The organism is Pseudomonas sp. JQ36, assembly GCF_053851495.1.
Map to the genome: position 1 here is coordinate 1,872,277 of NZ_CM132642.1, position 26,899 is coordinate 1,899,175.

General features: G+C 57.8%; 17 protein-coding genes. 6 read left to right on the forward strand and 11 right to left on the reverse strand.

Annotation, left to right across the window (positions count from 1 at the left end; translation table 11 throughout):
* Positions 1-129: 129 nt before the first annotated feature.
* The 6 genes from ACS4NR_RS08320 to ACS4NR_RS08345 all read right to left on the reverse strand — a co-directional run bounded on the left by ACS4NR_RS08320 (position 130) and on the right by ACS4NR_RS08345 (position 9,451).
* Positions 130-927, reverse strand: coding sequence for a HEPN domain-containing protein (locus tag ACS4NR_RS08320; RefSeq protein ID WP_456019674.1), 798 nt, complete (start codon positions 925-927; stop codon positions 130-132).
* 306 nt (positions 928-1,233) lie between these two features.
* Complete coding sequence (locus ACS4NR_RS08325; protein ID WP_456019675.1) at positions 1,234-1,944, reverse strand: hypothetical protein; 711 nt, start codon at positions 1,942-1,944, stop codon at positions 1,234-1,236.
* A 35-nt stretch (positions 1,945-1,979) separates the two neighbouring features.
* A complete protein-coding gene (locus ACS4NR_RS08330) occupies positions 1,980-4,919 on the reverse strand; it encodes a DEAD/DEAH box helicase (RefSeq protein WP_456019677.1) in 2,940 nt (979 codons plus the stop codon).
* Between the two features lie 371 nt (positions 4,920-5,290).
* Positions 5,291-6,469, reverse strand: a complete 1,179-nt coding sequence (locus ACS4NR_RS08335) for a sugar transporter (protein WP_456019679.1) — start codon at positions 6,467-6,469, stop codon at positions 5,291-5,293.
* A 244-nt stretch (positions 6,470-6,713) separates the two neighbouring features.
* Positions 6,714-8,042, reverse strand: a complete 1,329-nt coding sequence (locus ACS4NR_RS08340) for a hypothetical protein (RefSeq protein ID WP_456019681.1) — start codon at positions 8,040-8,042, stop codon at positions 6,714-6,716.
* Positions 8,043-8,044: 2 nt separating this feature from the next.
* Positions 8,045-9,451 carry an McrB family protein gene (locus ACS4NR_RS08345; RefSeq protein WP_456019682.1) on the reverse strand — a complete coding sequence of 469 codons (1,407 nt, stop codon included), beginning with the start codon at positions 9,449-9,451 and terminating at the stop codon, positions 8,045-8,047.
* A 295-nt stretch (positions 9,452-9,746) separates the two neighbouring features.
* Here ACS4NR_RS08345 and mexE point away from each other — a divergent pair, with 295 nt between their 5' ends.
* The 6 genes from mexE to ACS4NR_RS08375 all read left to right on the forward strand — a co-directional run bounded on the left by mexE (position 9,747) and on the right by ACS4NR_RS08375 (position 20,259).
* Positions 9,747-11,000, forward strand: a complete 1,254-nt coding sequence (gene mexE / locus ACS4NR_RS08350) for a multidrug efflux RND transporter periplasmic adaptor subunit MexE (RefSeq protein ID WP_456019683.1) — start codon at positions 9,747-9,749, stop codon at positions 10,998-11,000.
* A 15-nt stretch (positions 11,001-11,015) separates the two neighbouring features.
* Positions 11,016-14,207 (forward strand): efflux RND transporter permease subunit, encoded by a 3,192-nt coding sequence (locus ACS4NR_RS08355; protein WP_456019684.1) that lies wholly within the window; start codon positions 11,016-11,018, stop codon positions 14,205-14,207.
* Entirely contained in the window at positions 14,204-15,625 is a 1,422-nt protein-coding gene (locus ACS4NR_RS08360; RefSeq protein WP_095136002.1) for an efflux transporter outer membrane subunit, read from the forward strand. The genes ACS4NR_RS08355 and ACS4NR_RS08360 overlap by 4 nt, the downstream gene beginning before the upstream one ends.
* A 267-nt stretch (positions 15,626-15,892) precedes the next feature.
* Positions 15,893-16,948 (forward strand): tetratricopeptide repeat protein, encoded by a 1,056-nt coding sequence (locus ACS4NR_RS08365; RefSeq protein ID WP_456019685.1) that lies wholly within the window; start codon positions 15,893-15,895, stop codon positions 16,946-16,948.
* A 141-nt stretch (positions 16,949-17,089) separates the two neighbouring features.
* Positions 17,090-18,592: an ATPase domain-containing protein gene (locus ACS4NR_RS08370; RefSeq protein WP_095136010.1), complete on the forward strand. Its 1,503-nt coding sequence runs from the start codon at positions 17,090-17,092 to the stop codon at positions 18,590-18,592.
* Entirely contained in the window at positions 18,589-20,259 is a 1,671-nt protein-coding gene (locus ACS4NR_RS08375; protein WP_456019687.1) for an ATP-binding protein, read from the forward strand. Before ACS4NR_RS08370 ends, ACS4NR_RS08375 begins: the two co-directional genes overlap by 4 nt.
* Positions 20,260-20,330: 71 nt before the next feature.
* Here the strand turns inward: ACS4NR_RS08375 and ACS4NR_RS08380 are convergent, their stop codons facing one another.
* Genes ACS4NR_RS08380 through ACS4NR_RS08400 form a run of 5 tightly spaced genes read right to left on the reverse strand, consistent with a single transcriptional unit; the run spans position 20,331 to position 26,884 of the window.
* Complete coding sequence (locus tag ACS4NR_RS08380) at positions 20,331-20,708, reverse strand: response regulator (protein ID WP_456019688.1); 378 nt, start codon at positions 20,706-20,708, stop codon at positions 20,331-20,333.
* A 44-nt stretch (positions 20,709-20,752) separates the two neighbouring features.
* Positions 20,753-21,967 (reverse strand): hybrid sensor histidine kinase/response regulator, encoded by a 1,215-nt coding sequence (locus ACS4NR_RS08385; protein WP_456019690.1) that lies wholly within the window; start codon positions 21,965-21,967, stop codon positions 20,753-20,755.
* Complete coding sequence (locus ACS4NR_RS08390; protein ID WP_027612746.1) at positions 21,961-22,554, reverse strand: chemotaxis protein CheB; 594 nt, start codon at positions 22,552-22,554, stop codon at positions 21,961-21,963. The genes ACS4NR_RS08385 and ACS4NR_RS08390 overlap by 7 nt, the downstream gene beginning before the upstream one ends.
* Positions 22,551-23,384: a CheR family methyltransferase gene (locus ACS4NR_RS08395; RefSeq protein ID WP_027612745.1), complete on the reverse strand. Its 834-nt coding sequence runs from the start codon at positions 23,382-23,384 to the stop codon at positions 22,551-22,553. The genes ACS4NR_RS08390 and ACS4NR_RS08395 overlap by 4 nt, the downstream gene beginning before the upstream one ends.
* Positions 23,384-26,884 (reverse strand): response regulator, encoded by a 3,501-nt coding sequence (locus tag ACS4NR_RS08400; protein WP_095136016.1) that lies wholly within the window; start codon positions 26,882-26,884, stop codon positions 23,384-23,386. Before ACS4NR_RS08400 ends, ACS4NR_RS08395 begins: the two co-directional genes overlap by 1 nt.
* Positions 26,885-26,899 lie beyond the last annotated feature (15 nt).

Sequence of the window (26,899 nt, forward strand, 5' to 3'; positions counted from 1 at the left end):
CGTTCGCTGGAGATAGCGGCAGCATTACTTTTTAGCCTAGGTCTGGGCCTAATCCTTCGATATAATCTCCAAAACTAAGTACTATGGACAGATCGGAGAAAACCTAGCAGCTCCCCCTAGATAACTGCATCAGGCCATTTCTGCCTGAATCACTTTATCAAACCCAATTACTAGATCCTTCATAAACACAACGGCGTCTAAAGCTTGTTGTTTTGATATGTCACGCATTTTAACCTCCCGACCTCGCGACTGGATAATAAGATCTGCTTCATGCACGATTTGGTTTCGTCGGCGAGCTATGCCATTCAATTTATCAGTGATATCTTTTTGGCTTCCGTTATTCATAGCTACGGTAACCTTGCGCCAAAAATCCTTTATACCAAGAATGGTAGCGGCTTTCTGAATATTGGAAGCCGTTTGAAATGTGAAGTCACGATGCAAAATTTTTCTAACCTCCTCCTTGATAATATTCCCAGGCCGAGCGGCTGCATCAGATCTAAGCTTGTCGGTAGCTCTCTTCACAGCATTTACAGGAAGAGAGATAGAGCGAAATTCTTTCGACTGAGACTCCAACGGCAAGTTGAGGATTTTCAGGAAGTACTTTGCAACAATCTCGTGCATGTAGCGATCTAACGCAGAGACTGTTGCCGAAATAGCTCCGCGCAATAATTCAGATGCATAGTCATGTGTAAAGCTTTCCCGCGAAAGCCCGGCTGACTCTCTGAGAATAAGTAAGCTTTTTTTATCCTTACCATCAATACGGACTATTTTTTCATTTTTTGGCCAGCGCATCAATGAGATAAAATTTGCTTTCCAATCGCTTCGTATACTTCGCTGCCGGGAATTGTGAACCAAGTCGTAAAGATCGAGAAAATGATCTGCCCTTCGCATTGCGTGATCGAATAGATCCTTCGGTTCGAGAGCCATCTAATACCTTCCTTTTATGATTATTGATCATCAAACTTTGAACATAAAATACCACGCAAAAAACCGACATCGCTCCGCGTCCGGTCAAGGACCGAATCGCTGAACGCCCCGAATTGCCGGACTATTCATTCCCCGCTTACCATCAGAAGAATGTCCTATTTTGCTCAGAAGCTCTGAAAGTGTCGCGGAGCCACAAGCTGACTTTAAAATCTCATCCCAACATAAGAATACAATAAAACTTGACACCAAAAAAACCAGCTAAGCGACGAACTTCAGCCGCCCCCCAAAAAAGTCAAGCATGAGCAGCTAATCTGGCCTTGAATTGCTATCAAAAGCTTCAAACCCTAAACCGAACAATTCATCAGATTTGGACTCAATTTCCTCCACATAAATTTTTTCCTGCAATAAATTAAGTTTCTTTTCAGCGACCGATCTAGCGCCTTCAAAAAGCTCAATCCACAAATTACTATCACCCTCTCTAAACCACACCAAGTCAGGTTGAAACATTTCGACCTTTATGCCATACCCGAAAGGCTTACCTCGTTCGATGTTTTTTTGTCTGACAAAATAAGCCCGACCGCTTTCAATGCCGCGAGATCCACTATGCGATACGTAGTCATGCCTGTAAGTCATTGCAGTGTCATGCGTCTCTCGTAATGCCTCAGGAAGCATGATGCGCTCAAGCTTTACTGGTCTACCGTCACCAACAGTAAAACACTTCCCATAAAAAGAAATTGCAGCCACAAATAAAGCCTTCACTATCTCCCTATCAACCATGGCTGAACTATCAACATGGAGTGCATCATTCGCACTAGGCAATTTTATGTCACTTATTTTCTTTAGCCACACTATCGCAACGGTGAGATCTCTCTCTATCGCCGCATAAGCAAGCATTTGCTTGCAAAGGTGAGAATCCAAAACAAACTTAACGCATTTTCTACCCATATATGTATAGGTAGACTCTCTCTGACCCGTCGCCGCATTCAAGTGCACGTAACTTTTCCATTCCTTTCCCACGCTCACCTCCACTGAAACGCGTTATAAATTTTATTTTACGCGCTGGTAATGACCCGGACATCCGAACCAGACACACTCTTGATGTAGGAATAACTTGTACCGAGGACAGTAAGCTGATCAGCGGAGATTTTCGCTGCTGAAATGGCGGGCTGCACGATTACAAATCTGAAAATCATCTCATGATCGTGACATTTGTTGCGAAGCAGCTCCAAATCTATTGGGTCACCCTTGAGGATTCTGTCGAACCCTTTCGGCAGCGATTGCTGGTACCGACCCATTAATCGATTAAAGAGTTTTTCCTCGGTGTGCAGCCACTTTACTGATCGTGATGCCTGGCCGCAGACCTCATAGACATCGCTCACACGAGCTCCAGGTCGAGCCTCGCCATCTTTTTGGGGGCAATACTTGCAGTGGTAAAGGTCGACAAAGATTGCGTCCTTGCTCTCTTTGATTGCCACCAAATCCGCAATCTCACCTGCGCCATCATCGTTGAAAATGAATGCATAGTCGTCCTCGATTCGGCTGTAGGTGAACCCTTGGACGGTGTCCATGTTACGAGTTGCCCTCATGGACTCGCTGTGGATCTGGGTGGTCCCCCAGTCCCAAGCCTCAATCAGCGCTATAGGAAGCTTCAAGTCCAAGCTATTGGGTGTGTAGAACCGGTAATTGCCCTCGACCATCGAACCGTCCACGGCTAGCAATACCAAAGGGTTCGCATCCAAGTACTGCTCAAACGAGCTCTCTTCAGCGAAAATAATCTTCACCCCCGGGCAGGACACTTTGTAGCTGTCGTTCAGTAACCGTATTGTGATGCCAGGAAGCTGACGCTCCGTGCCATCTGCTGCTATGGCGATGACGGGCACTTCTAGTGTCAGATCGTCGGTCCGCTGAGGTTTGCCAAGCTCGACATCAAGCAGGTTGAAGATCTCACCATTGAACGTCACCGAAATTTTCTGCTCGTTTTCGATCGCAATGGACTCAGGCCAATCAGCATAGAAGATTCCCGTTGGCCAGGCTCCCTCAATCTTCTCCGAACGAATCACATCCTTGAGCACTTCAGAAGGATTGATCGTGGCATCGTTGAGTTTCCGTGAGGCGCGCTTGCACCACTCAATCCAGTAAATGATGCTGGAAGAGTTCATCTCCCAGATCTTCCCTTTGTGAGAGCAGCCAACGGTGGTGCGCAGTCCATCTTCATAGCCCGTTGCGAAGATGTTGGACTTTTTCGCCGTGCCGTTCTCGATTTCACTGATGACGGTATTGATGTCCCGCCCGACGTGCATCGTGAATCTCAGATCCTTGCGTGTCCTGGACAGCCCCACGTTCTGCAGCTTTATGAGCTTGATGTCGTGCAGGGTTCGGAAGGTAGGCTCACCGTTGATTCGCCTGGCATCCTTTGCAATCAAATTCAAAAAACGCGTCGCTTGCGACTCATCACCAGAGGAGTGAATGAAGAGCGTCTTGTCGGGCGCGTGGTAGTACGCCAAGTACAGAATCCAGTTCGTGTCCACAATCGCCGAGGTCTGAGCCCATCCGACGGGTGTTTCTCGTCGGGTCACCATGATGATGGTGTCTGAATCGTCGTTGATAGAAAGGAACTGCAACGGTTCTTTCTTCTGGGAGAAGTGATTCGCTTTCTCTGGCCGCCAATGGTCGCGCTCCACATGGTAGGCGATCGCACTGATCTTGGGGTTTGGGTTCAACCCGAAGATCTCCTCGGAGTCGGCATCATCCGGGAACTGTTCAGTGAACGTCTCTTTTTCGATTTCGCGGGCGATCTTGTCTTGGCTCACATCTCGAATCACGGCGCTCCAGTCGGCACTTTCCTTGTAAAGCACTGCCATCTGGTAATCGACTTTCTGGTTGGCAATGTTTGAGACGAATTTGGCGTCGCCTAGCGTGTCATCAACCCGGGTTAGCCGACCGATGAACTGTAGCGTGACGGCCGGACTGCGATGCTGGTCGTGAATAGCCGCGATTTTCAGCTCTGGCAGGTCGAAGCCTTCGCCGAGCATGTCCACGCAGACGATGATCTTGTACTTCTTCTCGACAACTTCACCCAGCAGCTTGACCCGATTCGGCACCTTGCTGTGGATGAGAATGGGTGAGAGGTCTTCATGCTTTTTGTAGAGCTCAAACAGGGCTTCAGCACGTTTTTGCGATCGTGCGCGTACCATCAGTAGGTGGTTAAAGCCTTGCTCTCGATCGCCTCGCAACAACTCTACCGCCTTATCAGCAACCACTTGGTCAGCCAACTCGAGGTTGTATTCGCGCACGGGGTGAAATTCGATCGACTTGAAGTAGCCATCGATCTGCGCATCCTTCAACGGGTAGTTGTAGATAATCTTACCTTCAAGGGGCTGATTGTCCTCCCTGAAAGGCGTAGCAGTGAACTGCAGGCATGGCTTCTCTTTAAACGCGGTTTTCACCCGCCCCCATGTCATGGCGGCCACATGATGGGTTTCATCGATGATCAGGTGGCTGCAGAGCTCAGCCAAGGCTTGGAGGGACTCTGTGTCGAATCGCTGCAATGCTTGCGGGGTAGCGACAATTACATTCGCCTCGGCAAGCTGTTGGACATCTTCAGCCGACATTCCTGAGCCGATCGCCCTAACCACAGGGTTAAGTACTGTGGCAGAAACAGCACCGATCTCCCGAAGTTTTTTCAGCCCGAGGCATTTTTCGACAAGCTGGGAACGCAAGGCATCTGACGGGACGAGCACCAATGTCCTTGCCAACCGCCCTGCGATAAGCAGACCAAGCATGGTATCGGTCTTGCCGGTACCCGTTGGCATCACGATCGTTGCCGTCGTGGCCGGAGACATCACCAGGTGGCCCAGTGAAGCGTATAGGGCGGCAAGCTGAGGCTTACGCAAGCCCGGCGTATTGGTATCCCGCACTGCCAGGTTGAAGTTGAAGAGGTGTTGCTGCCAGCTTTGATAAACGTCTAAGTACTTCCCTGTAGCATCGGACATTGCATTCACCAAATTAATGTGAAAATCAGCGCTGATTATTCAGTGGCCACATGCTATCAGCGAACATCATTTCAGGTGTACCCCGAAAAACAGTGCTCAAACGCGCCACTCCCTCTGCCTTCACCAACCGACTATCAATACCAAACAGTCCAATCTGAGATGAAGGTAGACTGAAAGCCATCCGAATCCATCTTGTTTTATGTAAGAAATCGCCATTCGCGATCACTCACAAACCTGATCCAACTGGGGCAAAATTGGGGGCATGTTTGAATTTTTTCTGCCTGTAAATATTGTTCTAGAGCCAAGTCAAAATGTTTTTTGGCGACCCGGACAGCCTCGAGCTGCCTGCACATTAAGCAGGCAGCCAAACATCAAACCCCAGCCCGGCTGTTGCGATAAATCGACAAACAGTAAAACGCCAACGCCGAAGCCGCCAGCATTCCGCCAACCACCCCGATGTAAGCAAAACCAAACTGGCTGCCGACCCAACTCCCCACCAATGCCCCGCCGCCGATACCGATGTTGTAGATCCCGGAAAACAGCGCCATCGCCACATCGGTGGCGTCCGGCGCCAGTACCAGGACTTTCGACTGCAACGCCAGCCCGAAGCCCATGATCGCCATGCCCCAGAACACACTCAGCACGCCGAGGTATGAGACGTTGCCGCTCAACGGCAACAGCAAAGCCAGGCACAAGGCGAGCAACGATACGCAGATGATCAGAAAGCGCTGCGGGTTATAGCTGTGCAGGTAACTGAACAGCAGCGAGCCGAAAATACCGGCGCCACCGAATAACAACAGCAGCAGCGTCACCACATCACCGCTCATGTTGGCCACGGTCAGTACGAACGGCTCGATGTAGCTGTAGGCGGTGAACTGTGCCGTTACCACCAGAGCCGTCAGGACATAGACGGCCACCAGCGCCGGTCGCTTGAGCAATATCGGCAGACTCTTGAGCGAGCCCGAGTTCTGGCTGGGCAGCAGCGGCAGCACCTTCGCCAGACAGAACACCAGCGCTGCCGCAAAGCCTGCAATCACGAGAAAGGTCGTGCGCCAGCCCATGGCCTCGCCCAGCAAGCGGCCAAGGGGAATGCCCAGCACCATCGCCAGCGAAGTACCCGTTGCCAGCAAGCCCAAGGCTTGAACCTGTTTGCCCGGGGGTGCCAGGCGCACGGCCAAAGACGCGGTAATCGACCAGAACAATGCATGCGACAACGCCACACCGATCCGGCTCACCAGCAGCACCCCGAAGCTGGTCGCCAGACTCGACAAAATGTGACTGGCGATAAACATTCCGAACAGCACAATCAGCAGTTTCCGCCGCTCGACGTTGCGCGTCAGCAGCATGATCGGCAGCGATGTCAGGGACACAACCCACGCGTAGATGGTCAACATCAGGCCGACCTGCGCGGTCGACATGTCAAAGCTGCTGCCAATCGAACTCAACAGGCCGACCGGGACAAACTCGGTGGTGTTGAACACAAACGCAGCCAGTGCCAAGGCAATGACTGCGTACCAGTTGCCGTTGTTTGTCGCTGTAGAATCACTCATTAAAAGTCGTTTTACTCTTTGATGATCGCGCGTGCTTGTGCGCAGCGATCTGTGCCCATTTGTCGGCTTCTTGTCCACCGATTGCCGAATGTGTCGACGTTCAGGGGACGCATCATCAGTGAGCCAGGCCACACTAATCTGGTCCAGTCGGCTTGATGAATCAATCTGCCGTTTCATTGAGCAGCAAAAGGCCTGCGTAGCGTGCGGCCATGGCGAAAGAACAAGAGCGCCCACAGTGATGGAATCAGGGCCTTGCCGAGGACTCGTATCGATCGGCATATGCCTTGATCAACTCGGTCGTCACCAGCGTTCGCATTCGCAGAGGCGGATCCCATGCCGGTTCGCCAACGAACTCGAACCATGCCTCTCGCTCGCCCGGCAACCACATTTCCAGTCCTACCTTGTGCTCGCTCAATCCCTCTTTGGCCAGATGGTTATGCAGCAGTAGCCCGTAGGCTTCCAGATTCAGAAAGTCCCGTTCTTCCTTGGCGATTTCTGCATTCTTGCTCCACTTGGGGCGCTGGAAAGTCGCCCGCTCATAGTATTTGAAATCCACTACCGTCCAGTTTTTACCGTCCTGCCTCACCAGATCAGGGCGCCGTTTGATGTGGTTGCGCGCAAAGATCTTTCGACGCTGCTGCTGCCAGCGAGACTGTATAGCCGTGCTGGCTATCCCGTGAGGCAGATGCTGGTCGTCGCACGTCTGGAAGCGTTCCAGCCCTCCCTCGCCTTCGCTCAATCCATGACAAAGACAGACTGACTCCCAGACAGCCCAGAACTTTTCCACGCCCCATATCAGTCCCGTGTCCAGGTCGCTTTGTGTACCCGCATGCAGGTAGCGCTCCAAGGCATCGTGCAACTGATAATAGTGAGCGTCGCGCGGGGCCGCACAGCGGTCGATACTCTGCAGCAGGTGCCGCAGATGGCTCAGGCTGCGCTGACGCGACTGGACATTGCCAAAATAGAGCGAGTCCTCAGCGCTGAGGTAACGATGCTGGAAGTCTTGCGCCAGCGCTTCGCCTTCCCCCACGAAGCTCCCCCAGGCACACCGAGGATCTACCTGCAGAAAACCCCGATAGAAATCCACTGCCAAAAAACAATAGAGGCCTACGATATCCGCCTTGCCAAACTGACCGACCCGACGATCCTGCGCGACCGACTCAAAGTAAGCAGCGCCCCGTTGATCAAACAGCGCACGATGCAGATGTCGATCAAAACGGCGATAGGGGTCGTCGACACTGCGACCGCGGCGCTCACACATTGAAAGCAGGCTGCGTGGGTCGACGCGGTCGAACAACTCGTCCAGCGCCAACGCATCGTGAAATGCAAGCCCGTCACCAATACGCTCCTTCCCCTTACCGTGGGCCTCGACGCCATCACGGGCCGTCAGCACCTCAGGCTCGCGTCGTGTCCGGCGAAATACCACGAAACAGCGGTAAAGCAGCGACAATGCTTCTGCACCGCTCATTGCCCCCATGCCATAGGGCACCTTCAACAGGTAACGCCCATCGGCTTCACGAACCAGTCCCACCTCGCCGTCGCTTTCTACTCGTTCGATTTCGTCGAACTGCATTATCAGGCCTCGCCGGATGTCATCAGTTCGTCATCTTCCGAATTGAATGCGGCATCAGCAAACGCGGCGCTCAGCAGTTCGTGAATATCAGGAGGCGGGCACAGACAAGTAATGAATTCATCGGCGCGTTTGGCAAACTGGCCGAAGGTGCGCAGCTCACGCGGGTCGATTTCAAGCAGCGAACACAGGGGGGTTCGGTCACGATCAAAGACGTTGTCCCACAGATACAGGAACAACTTGCCGACGATATCGGCGCGCTGAATATGGTGGACTTCGAAGCGCAATTTGAACTTGGCAAGCTGCTCCAGGTAATCCTCGATAATGAGACCCTTGGTGTCCGACTTGAACTTCTTGGGAGAGGTCTTTGAGCAATAGTATTGATTGGCGTGGCCCGAATTAGAGCGGATTCGCTTGAACTTGAGCTCGGCGTCTGGATCATGCCCTCCCTCATCGAGCAGTCGCTTGCGGTTGGCTTTGGACATTTTGGCCGCCAATTTCAACAGGTCATCATCGAATGCCCTGCTTTGTTTAACACCGCTGGCGGGATCTCCGATCATGCTGGTAGTGGCGACGAGTCTGGCCAATTCGCCCGGATAAACTTCAGCCAGGGTTTTGTCAGGCTCGCGCCTGGCCTTGATAAACCATGGCCCAACCAGCTTGTCATCGAGCCTCGGGGCTGTGCACCGATCACGAATGAACTGGTTGAGCGCTGTGACGAATGTCTCCCAGGTCAAATGATGAGTTGATGGCATCAACGCCTTTCTCTGGCTGTTCGGCACCTCATCGTTGAACGCTTCCGCACAAAACTCGAAATGCCAGCGCCGCTTGAACGCCGAATCCATGAAAAACACCGATTCGTCGCTGGTATTCATGGTGCCGATCATGAACAGGTTGGGTGGCAGGCATAACTGACGCTGCTTCAGCGCATCGGTCAGTCGCCGATTCAGATCGGGAAAAGGACTGGTGTGGCCAAGCAGCGCGAGCTCGGCCTCAAGGGCATCGATCACCAGATCGGAAACACTGATCGCGTAGCTGGACCAACCCTCGTCATCACGATCAAGCAACTGAAACACATCGCCAAAAATTTCCGCGCAATTACCACGGTTGATCTCATCGACCAGCAGCAGTACGTTCTGCGCTTCCTGAGCGTTATCTTCCTGAGGCTGATGACTGTATGACAGCGCCAGCGCCCGCAATAGTGGCCCGGCATGCACGCGATACTCGATCTGGTTTTCCCGGGTTCTTGGCATCAACCGCGCGACAAACTCGCCATAACTGTAATCAGGGTGGAAGGCCACTGGAACGATCTGGGTACTGTTAACGCCCAGAACCCTGGCCTTTGTTGTCCGGGCCCGATGGCTCTTGCTCGTGCCGGGCGGGCCGAAAAGGATCAACTGATGCTCAACCATGAGTGCTCTTTCTCCCTGAGCCAATGAAACAGAATAAAGTTCGCGAAAAATAGCATCATAAAGCCACTATTCAAATGGAAGACCGCTTTTACTTGGCCAAGCGACCTTTGCACTCCACGCAACACACATTTGTCATCAAAAAGATTGATAGCCCCCTAACGAAAGGTGCATGCTAGAGGGCTCGAATCGGTCTTATATCATTCCGAATGATAGTTACCTTTGCTTCATTCGATTCGTGCCATCACACCCCGCCGAGCATCATCCGCCCATCTTCAATACATTGGCGGATGATTCCATGGAACAGTCACTCAAACATTTGCGCTTCCCCTTGGCCATGTTGGCCGTGCTGGTGATGAGCGCCTGCGGCAAGACTCCGGAGACTGCCGCCACTATGCCCGCTGCCAAAGTCAGCGTGGCCAAGGTGCTGGAACAACCGGTCAACGAGTGGGACGAATTCACCGGGCGTCTCGAAGCCCCGGAAACCGTTGAAATCCGTCCGCGAGTCTCCGGCCAGATCGACGACGTCGCCTTCACCGAAGGCGCACTGGTGAAGAAAGGCGACCTGCTGTTCCAGATCGATCCGCGTCCTTTCCAGGCTGAGGTTCGCCGCCTCGAAGCCCTGGTCGCCCAGGCCCGCGCCACCGCCACCCGCAGTGAAAACGAGGCCGGTCGTGGCGAACGTCTGCGTGCCAGCAATGCGATCTCCGCCGAACTGGCCGACTCGCGCACCAGCGCCGCCCAGGAAGCCCGCGCCGCCGTCGGCGCCCTGCAGGCGCAACTGGATCTGGCCAAGCTCAACCTGAGCTTCACCCGCGTTACCGCGCCAATCAGCGGTCGCGTCAGCCGTGCGGAAATCACCGCCGGTAACCTGGTGACAGCCGACACCACCGCGCTGACCAGCGTGGTCTCCACCGACAAGGTCTACGCCTACTTCGACGCCGACGAGCGGGTGTTCCTCAAATACACCCAACTCGCCCGCAACGGCCAACGTGGCGCCACCACCCCGGTGTACATGGGCCTATCCAATGAAGACGGCAACCCGCACCTCGGTCAGATGAACTTCGTCGACAACCAGGTCAACCCGAAAACCGGCACCATCCGTGGCCGCGCGGTGTTCGACAACAGCGACGGCAGCTACACCCCAGGCCTGTATGCAAGGCTGAAACTGGTCGGCAGCGGCACCTACAACGCCATGCTGATCAACGACGAAGCGGTCGGTACCGACCTCGGCAAGAAGTTCGTGCTGGTGATGGATGCGGACAACAAGACCGCTTACCGCGCCGTCGAACTGGGACCGAAGATCGAAGGCCTGCGCATCGTGCGCAGCGGTCTGAACAAGGACGACACGATCATCGTCAAGGGCCTGCAGCGGGTACGCCCGGGTTCGCCGGTAACGCCTGAAGTGATCCCGATGGCCAGCGAGCAGACCATTGCCGCTCTGGCTCAACAACGTCAAGCGCTGGAAGCCAGCAACCTGCCCAAAGTCGCGCCCGCCAAAGGTGCACAGGGTACGACTGTGAAGCTGGCCGCTACGAACCCACGTGGTTAAGGGACGACAACTCCGATGAATTTTTCCCAATTCTTCATTTCACGGCCGATCTTCGCAGCGGTGCTCTCGCTGTTGATCCTGATCGCCGGTGCGATCTCGCTGTTCCAGCTGCCGATCAGCGAATACCCGGAAGTCGTGCCACCGACCGTGGTGGTGCGTGCCAACTTCCCGGGCGCCAACCCCAAAGTCATCGGTGAAACCGTGGCCGCTCCGCTGGAGCAGGCCATCACCGGCGTCGAGAACATGCTGTACATGTCCTCGCAGTCCACCGCTGACGGCAAGATCACCCTGACCATCACCTTCGCCCTGGGCACTGACCTGGACAACGCGCAGGTGCAGGTGCAAAACCGGGTGAGCCGGACCGAGCCGAAACTTCCCGAGGAAGTGACGCGCATCGGTATCACCGTCGACAAGGCCTCGCCCGACCTGACCATGGTTGTGCACTTGACCTCGCCGGACAAACGCTACGACATGCTCTACCTGTCCAACTACGCGATCCTCAACATCAAGGATGAGCTGGCTCGCCTGGGTGGTGTCGGTGACGTGCAGCTGTTCGGTATGGGCGACTACTCGCTGCGGGTCTGGCTCGATCCGAACAAGACCGCTTCGCGCAATCTGACCGCCACCGACGTGGTGACCGCCATTCGTGAGCAGAACCGTCAGGTGGCGGCCGGTCAACTCGGTGCGCCCCCTGCGCCGAATGCCCAGAGCTTCCAGCTGTCGGTCAACACCCAGGGCCGTCTGGTCAGCGAGGAAGAATTCGAGAACATCGTCATTCGCGCAGGCGACAACGGTGAAATCACTCGCCTCAAAGACATCGCGCGCGTTGAACTGGGCTCCAGCCAATACGCGCTGCGTTCGTTGCTGGACAACCAGCCGGCGGTGGCCATCCCGATCTTCCAGCGCCCAGGCTCCAATGCCATCGACATCTCGAACGATGTTCGCAGCAAGATGGACGAGTTGAAGAAAAACTTCCCGCAAGGCATGGACTACAGCATCGTCTATGACCCGACGATTTTCGTGCGCGGCTCGATCGAAGCGGTGGTTCACACCCTCTTCGAAGCACTGATCCTCGTGGTGCTGGTGGTGATCCTGTTCCTGCAGACCTGGCGCGCCTCGATCATTCCGTTGGTGGCAGTGCCGGTATCGTTGATCGGTACGTTTGCAGTCATGCACCTATTCGGCTTCTCGCTCAACGCCCTGTCGCTGTTCGGCCTGGTACTGGCGATCGGTATCGTGGTCGACGACGCCATCGTGGTGGTGGAGAACGTCGAGCGCAACATTGAACTGGGGCTCAATCCGTTCGATGCGACCAAAAAGGCCATGGGTGAAGTGACCGGCCCGATCATTGCCACCGCGCTCGTGCTGTGTGCGGTGTTCGTACCCGCCGCGTTCATCTCGGGCCTGACCGGTCAGTTCTACAAGCAGTTCGCTTTGACCATCGCCATCTCCACGGTGATCTCGGCCTTCAACTCGCTGACCCTGTCTCCAGCACTGGCCGCCGTATTGCTCAAGGGTCACGACGCTCCGAAAGACCGGTTCTCGCGGGTTCTGGACAAGATCTTCGGTGGCTGGCTGTTCCGTCCGTTCAACCGCTTCTTTGACAAGGCCAGTCATGGCTACGTCGGTACCGTGCGCCGGGTCATCCGTGGCAGCGGCATCGCCCTCTTCCTGTACGCAGGCCTGATGGTGTTGACGTTCTTCGGTTTCTCCAACACCCCGACCGGTTTCGTACCCGGTCAGGACAAGCAATACCTGGTGGCTTTCGCGCAACTGCCGGACGCCGCGAGCCTGGATCGCACCGAAGAGGTGATCAAGCGCATGTCCGACCTGGCGCTGAAACAGCCGGGCGTGGAAAGCGCCGTAGCGTTCCCGGGCCTGTCGATCAACGGCTTCACCAACAGCCCGAACGCCGGCATCGTGTTCGTGACCCTGAAACCGTTCGACGAGCGTAAAGACCCGAGCATGTCCGCCGGTGCCATCGCCGGGGCCTTGAACGGTCAGTACGCGAACATTCAGGAAGCGTACATGGCGATCTTCCCGCCGCCGCCGGTACAAGGTCTGGGCACCATTGGTGGTTTCCGCCTGCAAATCGAAGACCGGGGCAACCTGGGCTACGACGAGCTGTACAAGGAAACCATGAACATCATTGCCAAGAGCCACAACGTGCCGGAACTGGCCGGGCTGTTCACCAGCTACACCGTGAACGTGCCGCAGGTCGATGCCGCCATCGACCGCGAAAAAGCCAAGACCCACGGCGTGGCCGTCAGCGACATCTTCGACACCCTGCAGATTTACCTGGGTTCGCTGTATGCCAACGACTTCAACCGTTTCGGACGCACCTATCAGGTCAACGTTCAGGCTGAACAACAGTTCCGTCTCGAATCCGACCAGATCGGTCAGCTGAAAGTGCGCAACAACAAGGGCGAAATGATCCCGCTGGCGACCTTCATCAAGGTCAGCGACACCTCCGGCCCGGATCGCGTGATGCACTACAACGGCTTCATCACAGCAGAAATCAACGGTGCAGCAGCCCCTGGCTACAGCTCCGGCCAGGCCGAAAAAGCCATCGAAAAACTGCTGAAAGATGAACTGCCGAACGGCATGACCTACGAGTGGACCGACCTGACCTACCAGCAGATTCTGTCCGGCAACACCGCGCTGTTCGTGTTCCCGCTCTGCGTATTGCTGGCGTTCCTGGTACTCGCCGCGCAGTACGAAAGCTGGAGCCTGCCACTGGCGGTGATCCTGATCGTACCGATGACCCTGCTGTCGGCCATCACTGGCGTGATCATCTCTGGCGGCGACAACAACATCTTCACCCAGATCGGTCTGATCGTACTGGTGGGCCTGGCGTGCAAGAACGCGATTCTGATCGTCGAGTTCGCCAAGGATAAACAGCTGGAAGGTCTCGATCCGCTGGCCGCAGTACTTGAAGCCTGCCGTCTGCGTCTGCGGCCGATCCTGATGACCTCCTTCGCGTTCATCATGGGTGTGGTGCCACTGGTGTTCTCCAGCGGTGCCGGTGCCGAGATGCGGCATGCCATGGGTGTGGCGGTGTTCTCCGGGATGCTCGGGGTGACCTTCTTCGGTCTGCTGCTGACCCCCGTGTTCTATGTGCTGATCCGCAACTTCGTGGAGCGCAGTGAAGCCCGCAAAGCGGCCAAGGCGCAATCACTTCAAAAGCCACTGGAGGCGCACCAATGAGTCTGAAAGTCTTCCTGCCGAGTCTGCTGGTGCTGGCGTTGAGCGCCTGCGCCGTCGGCCCCGACTACAAGACCCCAGCCACGGAGGCGGCCAACATCACGGCCGCCACCGATGGCGCCGCCGGGCAAAAGAACTTCGACCGTTCGAAATTCGAAGGCATCTGGTGGCAGCAATTCGATGATCCGACCCTCAACCAGTTGGTGACGCAATCGCTGCAAGGCAACCGTGAACTGCGCGTGGCGTTCGCCCGCTGGAAAGCCGCCCGGGCGATCCGCGACGACGCCAGCAACGATGCGATGCCGACCATCACCAGCCGCGCCAGCAGTGATCTGGCCAAGGGGCAAATCCCTGGCCAGACCACCAACCGGGTCAACAGCGAACGCTACGATCTGGGTCTGGACATGGCCTGGGAACTCGATCTGTTCGGGCGTATCCAGCGCAATCTGGAAGCCAGCGACGCCGACCAGCAGGCGGCCGAAGCCGATCTGTACCAACTGCAAGTCACCATGATTGCCGAACTGGTCGACGCCTACGGTCAACTGCGCGGTGCGCAATTGCGCGAGAAGATCGCCGTGGCCAACCTGGAAAACCAGCAGGAGTCACGCAAGATCACCATCAGCCTGCGTGATGCCGGCGTCGGTGATCAGCTCGACGTCGAACGTGCCGATGCGCGCCTGGCCTCGGTCGAAGCCAGCGTGCCGCAATTGCAGGCGGAACAGGTTCGGCAGAAAAACCGCATCGCCACCCTGCTGGGCGAGCGTCCGGACAAACTGACCGTGGATCTGAGCCCGAAAGACTTGCCGGCGATTGCCAAGGCCTTGCCGATCGGCGATCCGGGTGAGCTGCTGCAACGCCGTCCGGACATCCTCAGCGCCGAACGCCAACTGGCCTCGGCCACCGCGCGGATCGGCGTGGCGAAAGCCGACCTGTTCCCGCGGGTCAGCCTCAGCGGCTTCCTCGGCTGGACGGCCGGGCGCGGTTCGCAGATCGGTTCTTCGGCGGCCAATGCCTGGGCACTCGGCCCGAGCATCACCTGGGCAGCGTTCGATCTGGGCAGCGTGCGCGCCCGCTTGCGCGGTGCCGATGCGGATGCCGAAGGCGCTCTGGCGACCTACGAGCAACAAGTGCTGCTGGCGCTGGAAGAATCGGAAAACGCTTTCAGCGATTACGGCAAACGTCAGCAACGGCTGATCTCGCTGATTCGCCAGAGTGAATCGAGCCGCAAGGCTGCCGATCTCGCGGAAATCCGCTACCGCGAAGGCACTACCGACTTCCTCGTGCTGCTCGACGCCCAGCGTGAACGTTTGAATGCCGAAGACACTCAGGCCCAGGCCGAAGTCGATCTGTATCGCGGCATCGTCGCGATCTACAAGGCCCTGGGGGGTGGCTGGCAGCCGGAAACCGTCGCCAGCAAGTAACGCTTTTCAAAGAGCTCCTTTGGTTGGCCGCAACCAACCAATTTTTTGCCCCGCGTATCATTCGGTCGCGGGGCTTTTTTGTGTCCGCCCCCTCTGTAGGAGCTGCCGCAGGCTGCGATCTTTTGATCTTGTTTTTCAGAAGCGACATCAAAAGATCGCAGCCTTCGGCAGCTCCTACAGGTCAATTCGCAAGCATGGGTTTGACTCATGGCCTTCTCTGACCGAAGCTTGCCCCTCTGCTATAGAACGCCCGTTCACGGAAATCGCATGCCTCAGTCCCGCCGCTACCTGCTCATCAGCCTTGGCCTTGTGCTGCTCGTCGTCATTGCCTGGTTAACCCTGCGCTCTACCGCCCCAGTGGTGCCAGAAGCGATCAAACGCGGCTACAGCGAAGCCCTTACGGCGGCGCGCGCCGGTCAGCCGGGAGCCGCGCGGCAGTTGTATCAGCAACTGGGACGCCCGGATCTGTCGGTCAAGCGCATTGTCTGGCTGCTGGCCGAGCTGCCCAACTATCCAAGCCCGCAAGCGCTGAAACTGGCCGACGCCCATCTGCAGAACGAAGCCCCCGAAGTACGGCTGGCAGCAATCCAGAGCGTGGTCGGACTGGTGCCCGGCGGACAACGCAGTCTGTTGCTCGGACCGATGCTCGACGATGAAGACCAGAGCGTACGGTTCGCCGCGATCAACGCCCTGCTTGGCCTGACGCCGGATCAACTGGGACTGTATTTCGCCCCTCTGCAGCAAGCCATCGATGGCTGGGAACACGTGCTCAAAGGTCAGCCGGAAAGCGCCGCCACCTATGCGCAACTGGCACGCCTGTATCTGCACAACGCCGAACTCAAACAGGCGCAGCAGGCGCTGGACAACACGCTGCGTCTGGAACCGGGCAATCTGCCGGCGCTGGTGATGCAGATCGATGTCCTCGACCGTCAGGGTCAGAGCGACGCCGCGCGCCAGTTGCTCGCCAAACAGTTGCAGGCGCAACCGGATTCCGCCTACCTGCAACACGCGCTCGGGCTGTGGCTGTTGCACCATGACCAGCGTGAGTTCGCCCTGCTCGGCTTGTCCAAAGCGGTGGAACTTGAGCCTGACAACAAGGATTACCGCTACGACCTCGCCACCACCCTGCACGCGGCCGAGGAGCTGGAAGCGGCGCAAAAGCAGTTGCAGGAAGTCGTCCAGCGCCACCCCGCCGACCGTAAGGCGCGGGTGCTGCTGATCAACTACTGGAAGGAAAGCGGCCAGTTGCAGAACGTGCAGATTCTGCTCGCGCAACTGGAACAGATGAACCCTGATGACCCGGCGTTGCAGCAGGGACTTTGAGCCTTTACCCGTTAATTCAATGACACTTTGATATCGAAACCTCGGAACCAGTCATGACTGCAAGCGGTCAAGTAATCAGGTAGAGCACAACGGCTGATACAGCCTGCTGCCTCGATTCCCCTAGTCATGAGAGGGCATTCTTTGTCTACGTCCAACGAGTTGATCAGTGCAAAAGCCGCCACCGGCATCGTCGGCCTGGATGACATCCTCGCCGGCGGTTTGTCCCGAGGGCATGTGTTTTTGCTCGAAGGTGAACCCGGTACAGGCAAAACCACCGTCGCGTTGCATTTCCTGATGGCGGGCGCCCGTGCCGGCGAACGCTGTCTGTACATCACACTGTCGGAAACCGAGCGTGAACTGCGTCAAGGCGCGGCGTCCCACGGTTGGGAGCTGAACGAGAACATTGAAATCTTCGAGCTGACGCCGCCCGAAAGCCTGCTCAACGCGGAGCATCAGCAAAGCCTGCTGTACTCGTCCGACCTTGAGCTGGGCGAAGCCACCAAGCAGATTTTCGAAGTGGTCGAGCGCTTCAAGCCGACCCGCGTGGTGCTCGACAGCCTGTCGGAGATCCGCCTGCTGGCGCAGAGTTCGCTGCGCTACCGCCGGCAGATTCTGGCGATCAAACATTATTTCGTGCGTTACGACGCCACCGTCCTGCTGCTTGACGACCTGACCACCGAGTCGCTCGACAAGACTGTGCACAGCGTGGCCCACGGGGTGATCCGTCTCGAAGAACTGACGCCCAATTACGGTGCCGAGCGCCGCCGCGTGCGCATCGTCAAGTATCGCGGCCAGAAATACCGTGGTGGTTACCACGACTTCACGATCATGGGCGACGGCGTCCATGTGTTCCCGCGACTGGTGGCTGCCGAACACCGCAGCGACTACCCGCGCCTGCAACTGAGCAGCGGAATTCAGGAAATGGATTCCTTGCTCGGTGGCGGGGTCGAAACCGGCTCCAGCACGTTGATTCTTGGCCCGGCCGGTACCGGCAAATCGCTGATTTCGATGATCTTCGCCGCTGCCGCAGTGGCGCGGGGCGAAAAAGCCGCGCTGTTCATCTTCGATGAAGAGCTGGGCCTGCTGTTCGAGCGCATGAAAAACATCGGTATCGACCTCAAGGCCCTGCAAGCCACCGGCAACCTGCTGATCGATCAGGTGGACGCCGCCGAACTGTCCCCCGGCGAGTTTTCGCATCGGGTGCGTCGCTGCGTTGATGAGCGCAACATCAAGACCGTGGTGATCGACAGCATCAACGGCTATCAGGCCGCGATGCCGGAAGAAAACGCGCTGGTGCTGCACATGCATGAGCTGCTGCTGTATCTGAACCGCAAAGGTGCGGCGACCTTCATGACCGTTGCCCAGCATGGTCTGGTCGGCGACATGCAGGCGCCGGTCGACATCACTTACCTGGCGGACACGGTGATCCTTCTGCGCTACTTCGAAGCCATCGGCAAGGTTCGCCGGGCCATTTCCATTATCAAGAAACGCACCGGCAGCCACGAATCGACCATCCGTGAATACCGCATTTCGGGCCAGGGCATGACCATCGGTGAACCGCTGGAAGCGTTCCAGGGTGTGCTACGTGGCGTACCGACTTACCTCGGCGCGAGCAATCCGCTGTTGCGGGAAGAAACCTTGTGACAGCTTCCGTATCACTGTCGGAACGGGCGCTGATCCTGGCGCCCATGGGCCGGGACAGCCAAGTGGCGCTGATGATCCTCAATGAGGCGGGTTACGCCGGGGTCATCACTCCGGATCTGGGCGCATTGTGCGCAGAACTGGAGCCTGGCGCCGGACTCTTGTTGATTGCCACCGAAGCCCTGCGCGGCCCTGAACTGGAAACGCTGCTGCATTTTCTGGAGCAGCAGCCGGCCTGGTCGGATCTGCCGATCGTCTTGCTGACCCACCACGGCGGCCCTGAGCAAGGCCCCTCCTCACGCCTGAGTGAACTGCTGGGTAACGTCACCTTCCTTGAGCGCCCGTTTCATCCGGCGACCCTGGTCAGTCTGGTCTCCACCGCCCTGCGCGGGCGACGACGACAGTACGAAGCCCGCGATCGCCTGATCGATCTGAGTGAAAGCGAACGCCGACTGCAATCGACCCTGGAAACCCTTGAGCAACAGGTCGAGGAACGCACCGCGCAACTGCGCCACAACGAAGAAGCCTTGCGCCAGTCACAGAAAATGGAAGCGGTCGGTCAGCTCACCGGCGGCATCGCTCACGACTTCAACAACATGCTCACCGGGATCATCGGCAGTCTGGAACTGCTGCGCCGGCGACTGGCTCGCGGACGCCTTGATGACCTCGATAGCCTGATCGACCTGGGCGTCACGTCAGCCAACCGCGCCGCGGGCCTGACCCACCGTTTGCTGGCGTTTTCCCGTCGACAATCGCTGGATTCCAAAGCCGTGCAGATGAACACGCTGGTGCTGTCGATGGGTGAGCTGCTGCAGCGCAGCCTCAACGAAAGCATTCAACTCGACATGCGCCTGAACGACGACTTGTGGGTGGCCGAAGCCGACCCCAATCAACTGGAAAGCGCCCTGCTCAACCTGGTGCTCAACGCCCGTGACGCGATGCCCGAGGGCGGCAAACTGGTGGTCGAGACCAGCAACCAGGTGCTTAAGCCGGAGTTCACCGAGGCCTACCCGAATCTCGAGCCTGGCGACTACGTGATGCTCAGCGTCACCGATAACGGCAGTGGCATGCCGCAAAGTGTGGTCAATCGCGCGTTCGATCCGTTCTTCACCACCAAGCCGATCGGTCAGGGCACCGGGCTGGGCCTGTCGATGATCTACGGCTTCAGCAAACAGTCCCGTGGTCATGTCTCGATCGACAGCGAAATCGATCAGGGCACCAAGGTCAAACTGTACCTGCCGCGCTTTCGCGGCGAAGAGCTGGAGCATCCGGTGTCCGATGTTCAGCAGGCCCCGGAAGCAATGGATGGCGAAACCGTGTTGATCGTCGAGGACGACCCTGCCGTGCGCGTGCTGGTCAGCGCGGTACTCAGTGAGCTGGGCTATGCGTTTGTCGAAGCCGGCGATGCCGACGGCGCCGTGCCGATCCTCAACTCGACGCAGCGCATCGACCTGCTGATCAGTGACGTCGGCCTGCCAGGCATGAACGGCCGGCAACTGGCGGAAATTGGTCGTCAGTATCGGCCGGGGCTGAAGGTGTTGTTCATCACCGGCTATGCCGAGCATGCCGCAGTGCGCGGTGGTTTCCTCGACTCGGGGATGCAGATGATCACCAAGCCGTTCACTTTCGATCTGCTGACCGCCAAGGTCCGCGAGATGATCAAGAACTGATCCCCAAAAACGACTGTAGGAGCTGCCGCAGGCTGCGGCAGCTCCTACACGGGCATTTCAGTGTTTCTTGATCAGGCCAGCAATTCCTGAATCTTTTCCTGCAGTACGTCCAGATCGAACGGTTTTTCCAGGATCGGCGCCTTGCGCGTGATCGGGCTGCCGGTCTCGCGGATTTCCTGCGGATAGCCACTGATGAAGATCACCTTCAGATCCGGGCGCAGTTTTACTGCCGGCTCCGCGATCTGCACGCCGGAGATCCCGCCCGGCAGGCGGAAGTCAGTGATCAGCATGTCCAGATGCGGCTTGCTCGCGAGGATCTCGAACGCCTGCTCGCCGTTTTCGGCCTGCAACACGCGGTACCCCTGCCCCGACAGGTAATCTGTCAGCAACATCAAGATAACCGGTTCGTCCTCGACGACGAGTACTACATCTTGTGCATCTACGCTCATGGGAAGCCTTTGTTCGGTCAATAGCTGCTGATACGACCGTGCGGTCACTCAGAGGTTGCGTCGGATATGCCGTTTTCCTGGATTGGCAGACAAACGCGAAACAGGGCGCCTTCGTTGATTTGACTCTCGACGACGATGGAACCGCCATGGGCGGCGACGATCTGCTCGGAAATGAACAGACCCAGCCCGAGACCAGCCACTACCGTCTTGGCGGAAACCCGTTCGAACTGTTGGAAAATACGCTTCTGGTTCTCTTCGCTGATGCCGATGCCACGGTCCTGAACCTCGACCCGCGCCTCGTCGCCCTCACGGTACACGCGCACCTGAATCGGGCTGCGGCCACCGTAGCGCAAGGCATTGGTCAGCAGGTTGGAGACCACCTGCTCGATACGGAATTCGTCCCAATGACCTTCTACCGGGCCGGACGCGGTGAACGACACTTCGGTCTCGGCTGCCTCTATCTGCTGGGCGAAGTTCTGCAGCAGGTTGCTCACCAGTTGCGTCAGGTCGAAACGATTCGGCCGGATCGACAGCTTGCCGGTACGGATCCGCGAGACGTCGAGCATGTCTTCGATCAGGCGGATCAGGCTTTTGATCTGGCGCTCGTCGCGATCGACCATCGCGTGCATCTTGTCGAGGGTGAACGCCGCGGCGTTGTCCCGCGCCAGGTGCATCTTGCGCAACTGGGTTTCGAGTATCAGGCCGTTGAGCGGCGTACGCACTTCGTGGGCGACAATCGACATGAAGTCGTCGCGCATGCGCACCGCCTGCTCCAGCTCCGACTGCGTGCTTTGCAGTTGCTGCAGCAGCGCTTCCTGCTCGCGACGGGCCTGCTCCAGGGCTTCGACCTGTTGCTTCATGGCCTTGCTCTGACGGTACAGGTCGACGAACACGTTGACCTTGCTCTTCACCGCGTGGATATCCAGCGGCTTGTGCAGGAAGTCTACCGCCCCGCTCTCGTAGCCCTTGAACGCGTAGTTCAGTTCACGGCCGGCGGCGCTGACGAAAATGATCGGGATGTTTTTGGTTTTCTCGGTGCCGCGCATCAACTCGGCGAGTTCGAAGCCGTTCATCCCCGGCATCTGCACGTCGAGGATGGCCATGGCGAACTCGTGTTGCAGCAGCAGCGAAAGTGCCTCGTCCGCCGACAGCGCCTTGTACACCGAGCGATCCTCGCGCTTGATCAGCGCTTCGAGGGCCAGCAGGTTCTCCGGCAGATCGTCGACGATCAGCAATTTGGCCTGGATATTACTCAGCATGCGATTCGTTCCAGCTCGACAAGCAGACGGCCGATGCCGTGAATGGGTAGGACATGGTCAGGCTGCTGAATCTTCAGCGCAGCCAGAGGCATGGTGGCGACCTGCGCGTCCTGCGGGTCTTGCACGATGGTCAGTCCGCCGCGCTGCTTGACTTGCGCCAGGCCGCGAGCACCATCGTGATTGGCGCCGGTCAGCAACACGGCAGCCAGGGTTTCGCCGTAAACATCAGCGGCGGATTCAAACAAGTAATCAATGGCCGGACGGGAATGGTGCACGCGGTCTTCAAGACTCAGCGACAGACTGCGATCCTGTTCCACCGACAGGTGATACCCGGGCGTGGCGAAATAAACCGTGCCGGGCATGATGTCCTGCTTGTCGGTCGCCTCTGCCACCGGCAGCATCAGGCGCCGGGAGAACACTTCGGCCAACTGACTGCGGCGCTCCTCCGGCAGGTGCAAGACGACGATGATCGGCAACACGTAACCCTGGCGCAACGGCGCCAGCAAGGTCAGCAACGCTTCGACCCCGCCGGCCGAAGCGCCCACCACGACAGCCTCGACACGAGGCAAATCCACGGCATCATTCATAGTTTGCGGTAGATCCGTTCTTGTTTGACCAACGGTTCGAACTGATTCGAGTAACCGGAAAAATCCAGCGTTTCCTTGCTGCCCAGCACCAGAAAGCCACGGTGGCACAGCGATTCGTGAAACAGACCGAAGGCACGGTCCTGAAGTTTCTTGTTGAAGTAAATCAGTACGTTGCGGCAGGAAATCAACTGCGTTTCGGAGAACACGCTGTCCGTCGCCAGACTGTGGTCGGCGAAGGTCACGTTCTCACACAGGCTCTTGTCGAAAATCGCGTAGCCATAGGCTGCGGTGTAGTAATCGGCAAAGGAACGCTGACCGCCGGCCTGCTGGTAATTGGCGGTATAGGCGCGCACGTTCTCCATCGAGAAAATGCCCTGCTTGGCCTTGTCCAACGAGCGCGGATTGATATCGGTGGCGTAGATGATCGTACGGTCGAGCAGGCCTTCTTCGCGCAGCAGGATCGCCATCGAGTAAACCTCCTCGCCAGTGCTGCACCCGGCGATCCAGATCTTCAGCGACGGATAGGTGCGCAGCAGCGGCACCACCTCCTTGCGGATCGCCAGAAAGTGCGACGGATCGCGGAACATCTCGCTGACCGGAATCGTCAGCAACTGCAGCAACTGCATGAACGCCGTGGGATCGTGCAGGACTTTCTCCTGCAACGCCGAGATCGTCGCGCATTCGAACTGACTTAAGGCGTGCTGCACCCGGCGCTTGATCGAAGCGCCCGAGTAATCGCGAAAATCGTAGCTGTACTTGAGGTAGATCGCCTCGATCAGCAAGCGTAATTCAATTTCGCTGTTGCGCTCCGCGGAGTGACTGCTATCCACTAAATGCGTTCCATCTTCGGTAACCACACGCGAATCAACGAGAACAGGCGATCCAGATCGATCGGCTTGGCCAGGTAATCGTTGGCGCCCGCCTGCAGGCAGCGCTCCTGATCGTCCTTCATGGCCTTGGCCGTCACTGCGATGATCGGCAGTTTGCGCCAGCGCGGATCCTTGCGGATTTCAATGGTGGCTTCAAAACCATCCATCTCCGGCATCATCACGTCCATCAGCACCAGGTCGATGTCCTCGATTTCATTCAACTTATCAATCGCTTCGCGACCATTACGGCCGATCACCACGACTGCACCCTTGTGTTCCAACGCACTGGTCAGGGCGAAGATGTTGCGCACATCGTCGTCCACCAGCAGCACCTTGCGGCCTTCGAAGACCTTGTCGCGACTGCGGGCGGTCTTGAGCATCTTCTGCCGTTCATGGGACAACTGCGATTCGACTTTGTGCAGAAAGAGTGTGACCTCATCCAACAGGCGTTCCGGCGAGCGCGCGCCCTTGATGATGATCGAGCGTGAATACTTGCGCAGCTCGGCCTCTTCATCGCGGGTCAGGTTGCGTCCGGTGTAGACGATCACCGGCGGGAACGAGCAGATGTCCTCGGTCGACATGCGCTTGAGCAGATCGTTGCCGAGCATGTCCGGCAATTTCAGGTCGATCACCATGCAGTCATAAATCGTCGTGCGCAGCTTTTCCAGCGCGTCTTGCGCCAGACCGACGGCGGTGATTTCGATGTCCTCGTCACCGATCAGGCGGGCAATGCTTTCGCGTTGCAGATCGTCATCTTCGACCAGCAACACGCGCTTGACCTTCTGGGTCAGCTTGGCTTCGAGACGGGCGAACACGTCCTTGAGCTCTTCGCGGGTGGTCGGCTTGACCGCATAACCGATCGCGCCCATGTGCATCGCCGCTTCGACACGGTCTTCGACCGAGATCACATGCACTGGGATGTGCCGGGTTTCGGCGTGTTCTTTCAGGCGTTGCAGCACCGTCAGCCCGGAATGGTCCGGCAGGCGCATATCGAGCAGGATCGCGTCCGGCACGAACTCGCGGGCCAGGTCATAGCCTTCGTCGGCACCGTGGGCCACCAGGCACTGGTAACCCAGTTCGTGGGCCAGGTCGTAAAGGATGTGGGCGAAATTCGGCTCGTCTTCCACCACCAGAATGCAGCGCGTGGCGAACGGCGCCTTGCCACGGTCATCGGCAAAACGCGGGATGTGCACCGGCGCCAGCGGCGACACCGCAATCGATGGCGGCTGCACCACCGGTGACGGGGCCGATACCGGCGGCGTGAAGGTCAGCGGGATCGCAGGGCTGTCACCCGGCTCGCTGTATTGCTGCGGCAGCACCAGGGTGAACACACTGCCCTGCCCCGGCGCGCTGCTGACGCTGATCGAGCCGCCAAGCAAGGCCGCCAGATCACGCGAGATCGACAAGCCCAGACCGGTGCCACCGTACTTGCGGTTGGTAGTCCCGTCTGCCTGACGGAACGCTTCGAAGATGCTTTCCTGCTGATCCGCCGCGATACCGATCCCCGAATCGCGCACGATGAATGCAATGCGCTCGTTCGGCTGGCCGGCGATGGTCAGGCTGACCGCGCCGTGTTCGGTGAACTTCACGGCGTTGGACAGCAGGTTCTTGATCACCTGCTCCAGGCGCTGGCGGTCGGTGTACAGCATGATCGGCGCATCCGGTTGCAACTCGACGCTGAACGTCAGTTGCTTGTCCGCCGCCAGTGGTTCGAACACGCTGCGCAGGCCGTCGGCCAGACGCGCGACACTGGTGTTTTCCGGGATCACTTCCAGCTTGCCGGCCTCGACCTTGGAAATGTCGAGAATGTCGTTGATCAAGTTCAGCAGATCGTTGCCCGCCGAATAGATCGACTCGGCGAACTTGACCTGCTCGGCCGTCAGATTGTCCTGCGGGTTCTCCGCCAGCAACTTGGCGAGGATCAGCGAACTGTTCAGCGGCGTGCGCAGTTCGTGGGACATGTTGGCGAGGAATTCGGACTTGTACTTGCTCGAACGCTGCAGTTCTTCGGCGCGCTCCTCGAGCTGCACCTGAGCCTGATTGAGTTCGGTGTTCTTCTGATCCATGGCGTCGCGCTGCTCGGCCAGGGTCTGCGCCTGTTCGGCCAGTTGCTCGTTGGTCTGCTCCAGCTCGACTTGCTGGGTTTCCAGATGCGCCTGGGATTCCTTGAGAATCCGCGACTGTTCTTCCAGCTCTTCGTTGGCGGTTTTCAGCTCTTCCTGCTGCACCTGCAACTCTTCGTTGAGCTGCTGGGTTTCGGCCAGCACTTCCTGCAGGCGCTGGCGATAACGCGCCGCTTCGATCGAGGTGCCGATGTTGCCGGCAATCAGTTCCAGCAAATCGATATCGCGATCGCTGAGCGGGCGCAGGAAGCCCAGTTCGATCACGCCGTTGACCCGGTCGTCATCGCTGGTCGGTACCACCAGCACACTGTGCGGCAGGCCCGCGCCCAGGCCCGAGCTGACCTTGAAGTAGTCGGCCGGTACCGAATCCAGACGAATCAGTTGTCCCTGCTGGGCAACCTGGCCGACGATGCCTTCGCCGCTGTAGATCTGCTGATCTTTTTCTTCCTGTTCGCGGGAGAACCCGTAGGACGCCACGCGCTTGAGGCCGCCGTGCTCTTCGCGTACGTACAGCGCCGCCACCGCAGTGCCGAGGTATTGCGCGCAGAACTGCAGAATATTGCGTCCCAGCAGGTTCAGTGTCAGCTGCCCCAGCACCTGCTCCGCCAGCTCGGTCTGGCCGCTGCGCATCCACGCCTGACGCTCCAGACGCTCGGCGCTGGCTTGCTGCGCCGCAAGGTTGGCGCTGTAGCTGTCAGACAGACTGACCAGATCACGGCGCCCGACATAGGCCAGCAAACCGCTGATCCCGGCTATAAACAGCAGGTACAGGACGATGCTCCAGATCGTGGTACGGCGCACCTCTTCGTTGCGCGTGGTGCGCAACTGCTGCTCCATGTCGATCACGTCTTCGAATTGCTTGCGAATTTCGTCGGTCAGGCGCTTGCCACGCCCGGCCTTGACCGCGCCCCGGTAGTCGCCGCTGGAGCGCTGCAGGTCGATCATCGATTGCGCGTAGTTGCTCCACTCGGTCTGCAAGGCCTGCAGACGCCGCAGACGATCGGTTTGCACGGGGTTGTCGGCGGTCAATTCGAGCAAGGTATTGAGCGCCACATTGATCCGCGGCTTGGCAGTCTCGTACGGGTCGAGGAAGTGCTCGTCGCCGCTGAGCAGGAAGCCGCGCATGCCGGTTTCCAGATCAACGGTGAGTTTCACCGCTTCGTTGGCGTTATTGATCACCCGGTCGGTGTGTTCCACCCACTGGATCACCGAGAGCAAGTAGGTGATCAGCGAAATGAAAAACACTGCACTGATCGCGCCGACGCCCAGGGGCAGACTGATGTTGCGCGTCAGGAGTTTACGGAACCGTGTTTCGTCAACTGTAGACCGAGTGGACATGGGGCAGCCTTGTCG

Excerpts from the sequence above, each read along its gene's own strand:
- ACS4NR_RS08320 (WP_456019674.1), bottom strand. The coding sequence starts at position 927 with ATGGCTCTCGAACCGAAGGATCTATTCGATCACGCAATGCGAAGGGCA.
- ACS4NR_RS08330 (WP_456019677.1), bottom strand. The coding sequence starts at position 4,919 with ATGTCCGATGCTACAGGGAAGTACTTAGACGTTTATCAAAGCTGGCAG.
- ACS4NR_RS08335 (WP_456019679.1), bottom strand. The coding sequence starts at position 6,469 with ATGAGTGATTCTACAGCGACAAACAACGGCAACTGGTACGCAGTCATT.
- ACS4NR_RS08340 (WP_456019681.1), bottom strand. The coding sequence starts at position 8,042 with ATGCAGTTCGACGAAATCGAACGAGTAGAAAGCGACGGCGAGGTGGGA.
- ACS4NR_RS08345 (WP_456019682.1), bottom strand. The coding sequence starts at position 9,451 with ATGGTTGAGCATCAGTTGATCCTTTTCGGCCCGCCCGGCACGAGCAAG.
- mexE (WP_456019683.1), top strand. The coding sequence starts at position 9,747 with ATGGAACAGTCACTCAAACATTTGCGCTTCCCCTTGGCCATGTTGGCC.
- ACS4NR_RS08355 (WP_456019684.1), top strand. The coding sequence starts at position 11,016 with ATGAATTTTTCCCAATTCTTCATTTCACGGCCGATCTTCGCAGCGGTG.
- ACS4NR_RS08360 (WP_095136002.1), top strand. The coding sequence starts at position 14,204 with ATGAGTCTGAAAGTCTTCCTGCCGAGTCTGCTGGTGCTGGCGTTGAGC.
- ACS4NR_RS08365 (WP_456019685.1), top strand. The coding sequence starts at position 15,893 with ATGCCTCAGTCCCGCCGCTACCTGCTCATCAGCCTTGGCCTTGTGCTG.
- ACS4NR_RS08380 (WP_456019688.1), bottom strand. The coding sequence starts at position 20,708 with ATGAGCGTAGATGCACAAGATGTAGTACTCGTCGTCGAGGACGAACCG.
- ACS4NR_RS08385 (WP_456019690.1), bottom strand. The coding sequence starts at position 21,967 with ATGCTGAGTAATATCCAGGCCAAATTGCTGATCGTCGACGATCTGCCG.
- ACS4NR_RS08390 (WP_027612746.1), bottom strand. The coding sequence starts at position 22,554 with ATGAATGATGCCGTGGATTTGCCTCGTGTCGAGGCTGTCGTGGTGGGC.
- ACS4NR_RS08400 (WP_095136016.1), bottom strand. The coding sequence starts at position 26,884 with ATGTCCACTCGGTCTACAGTTGACGAAACACGGTTCCGTAAACTCCTG.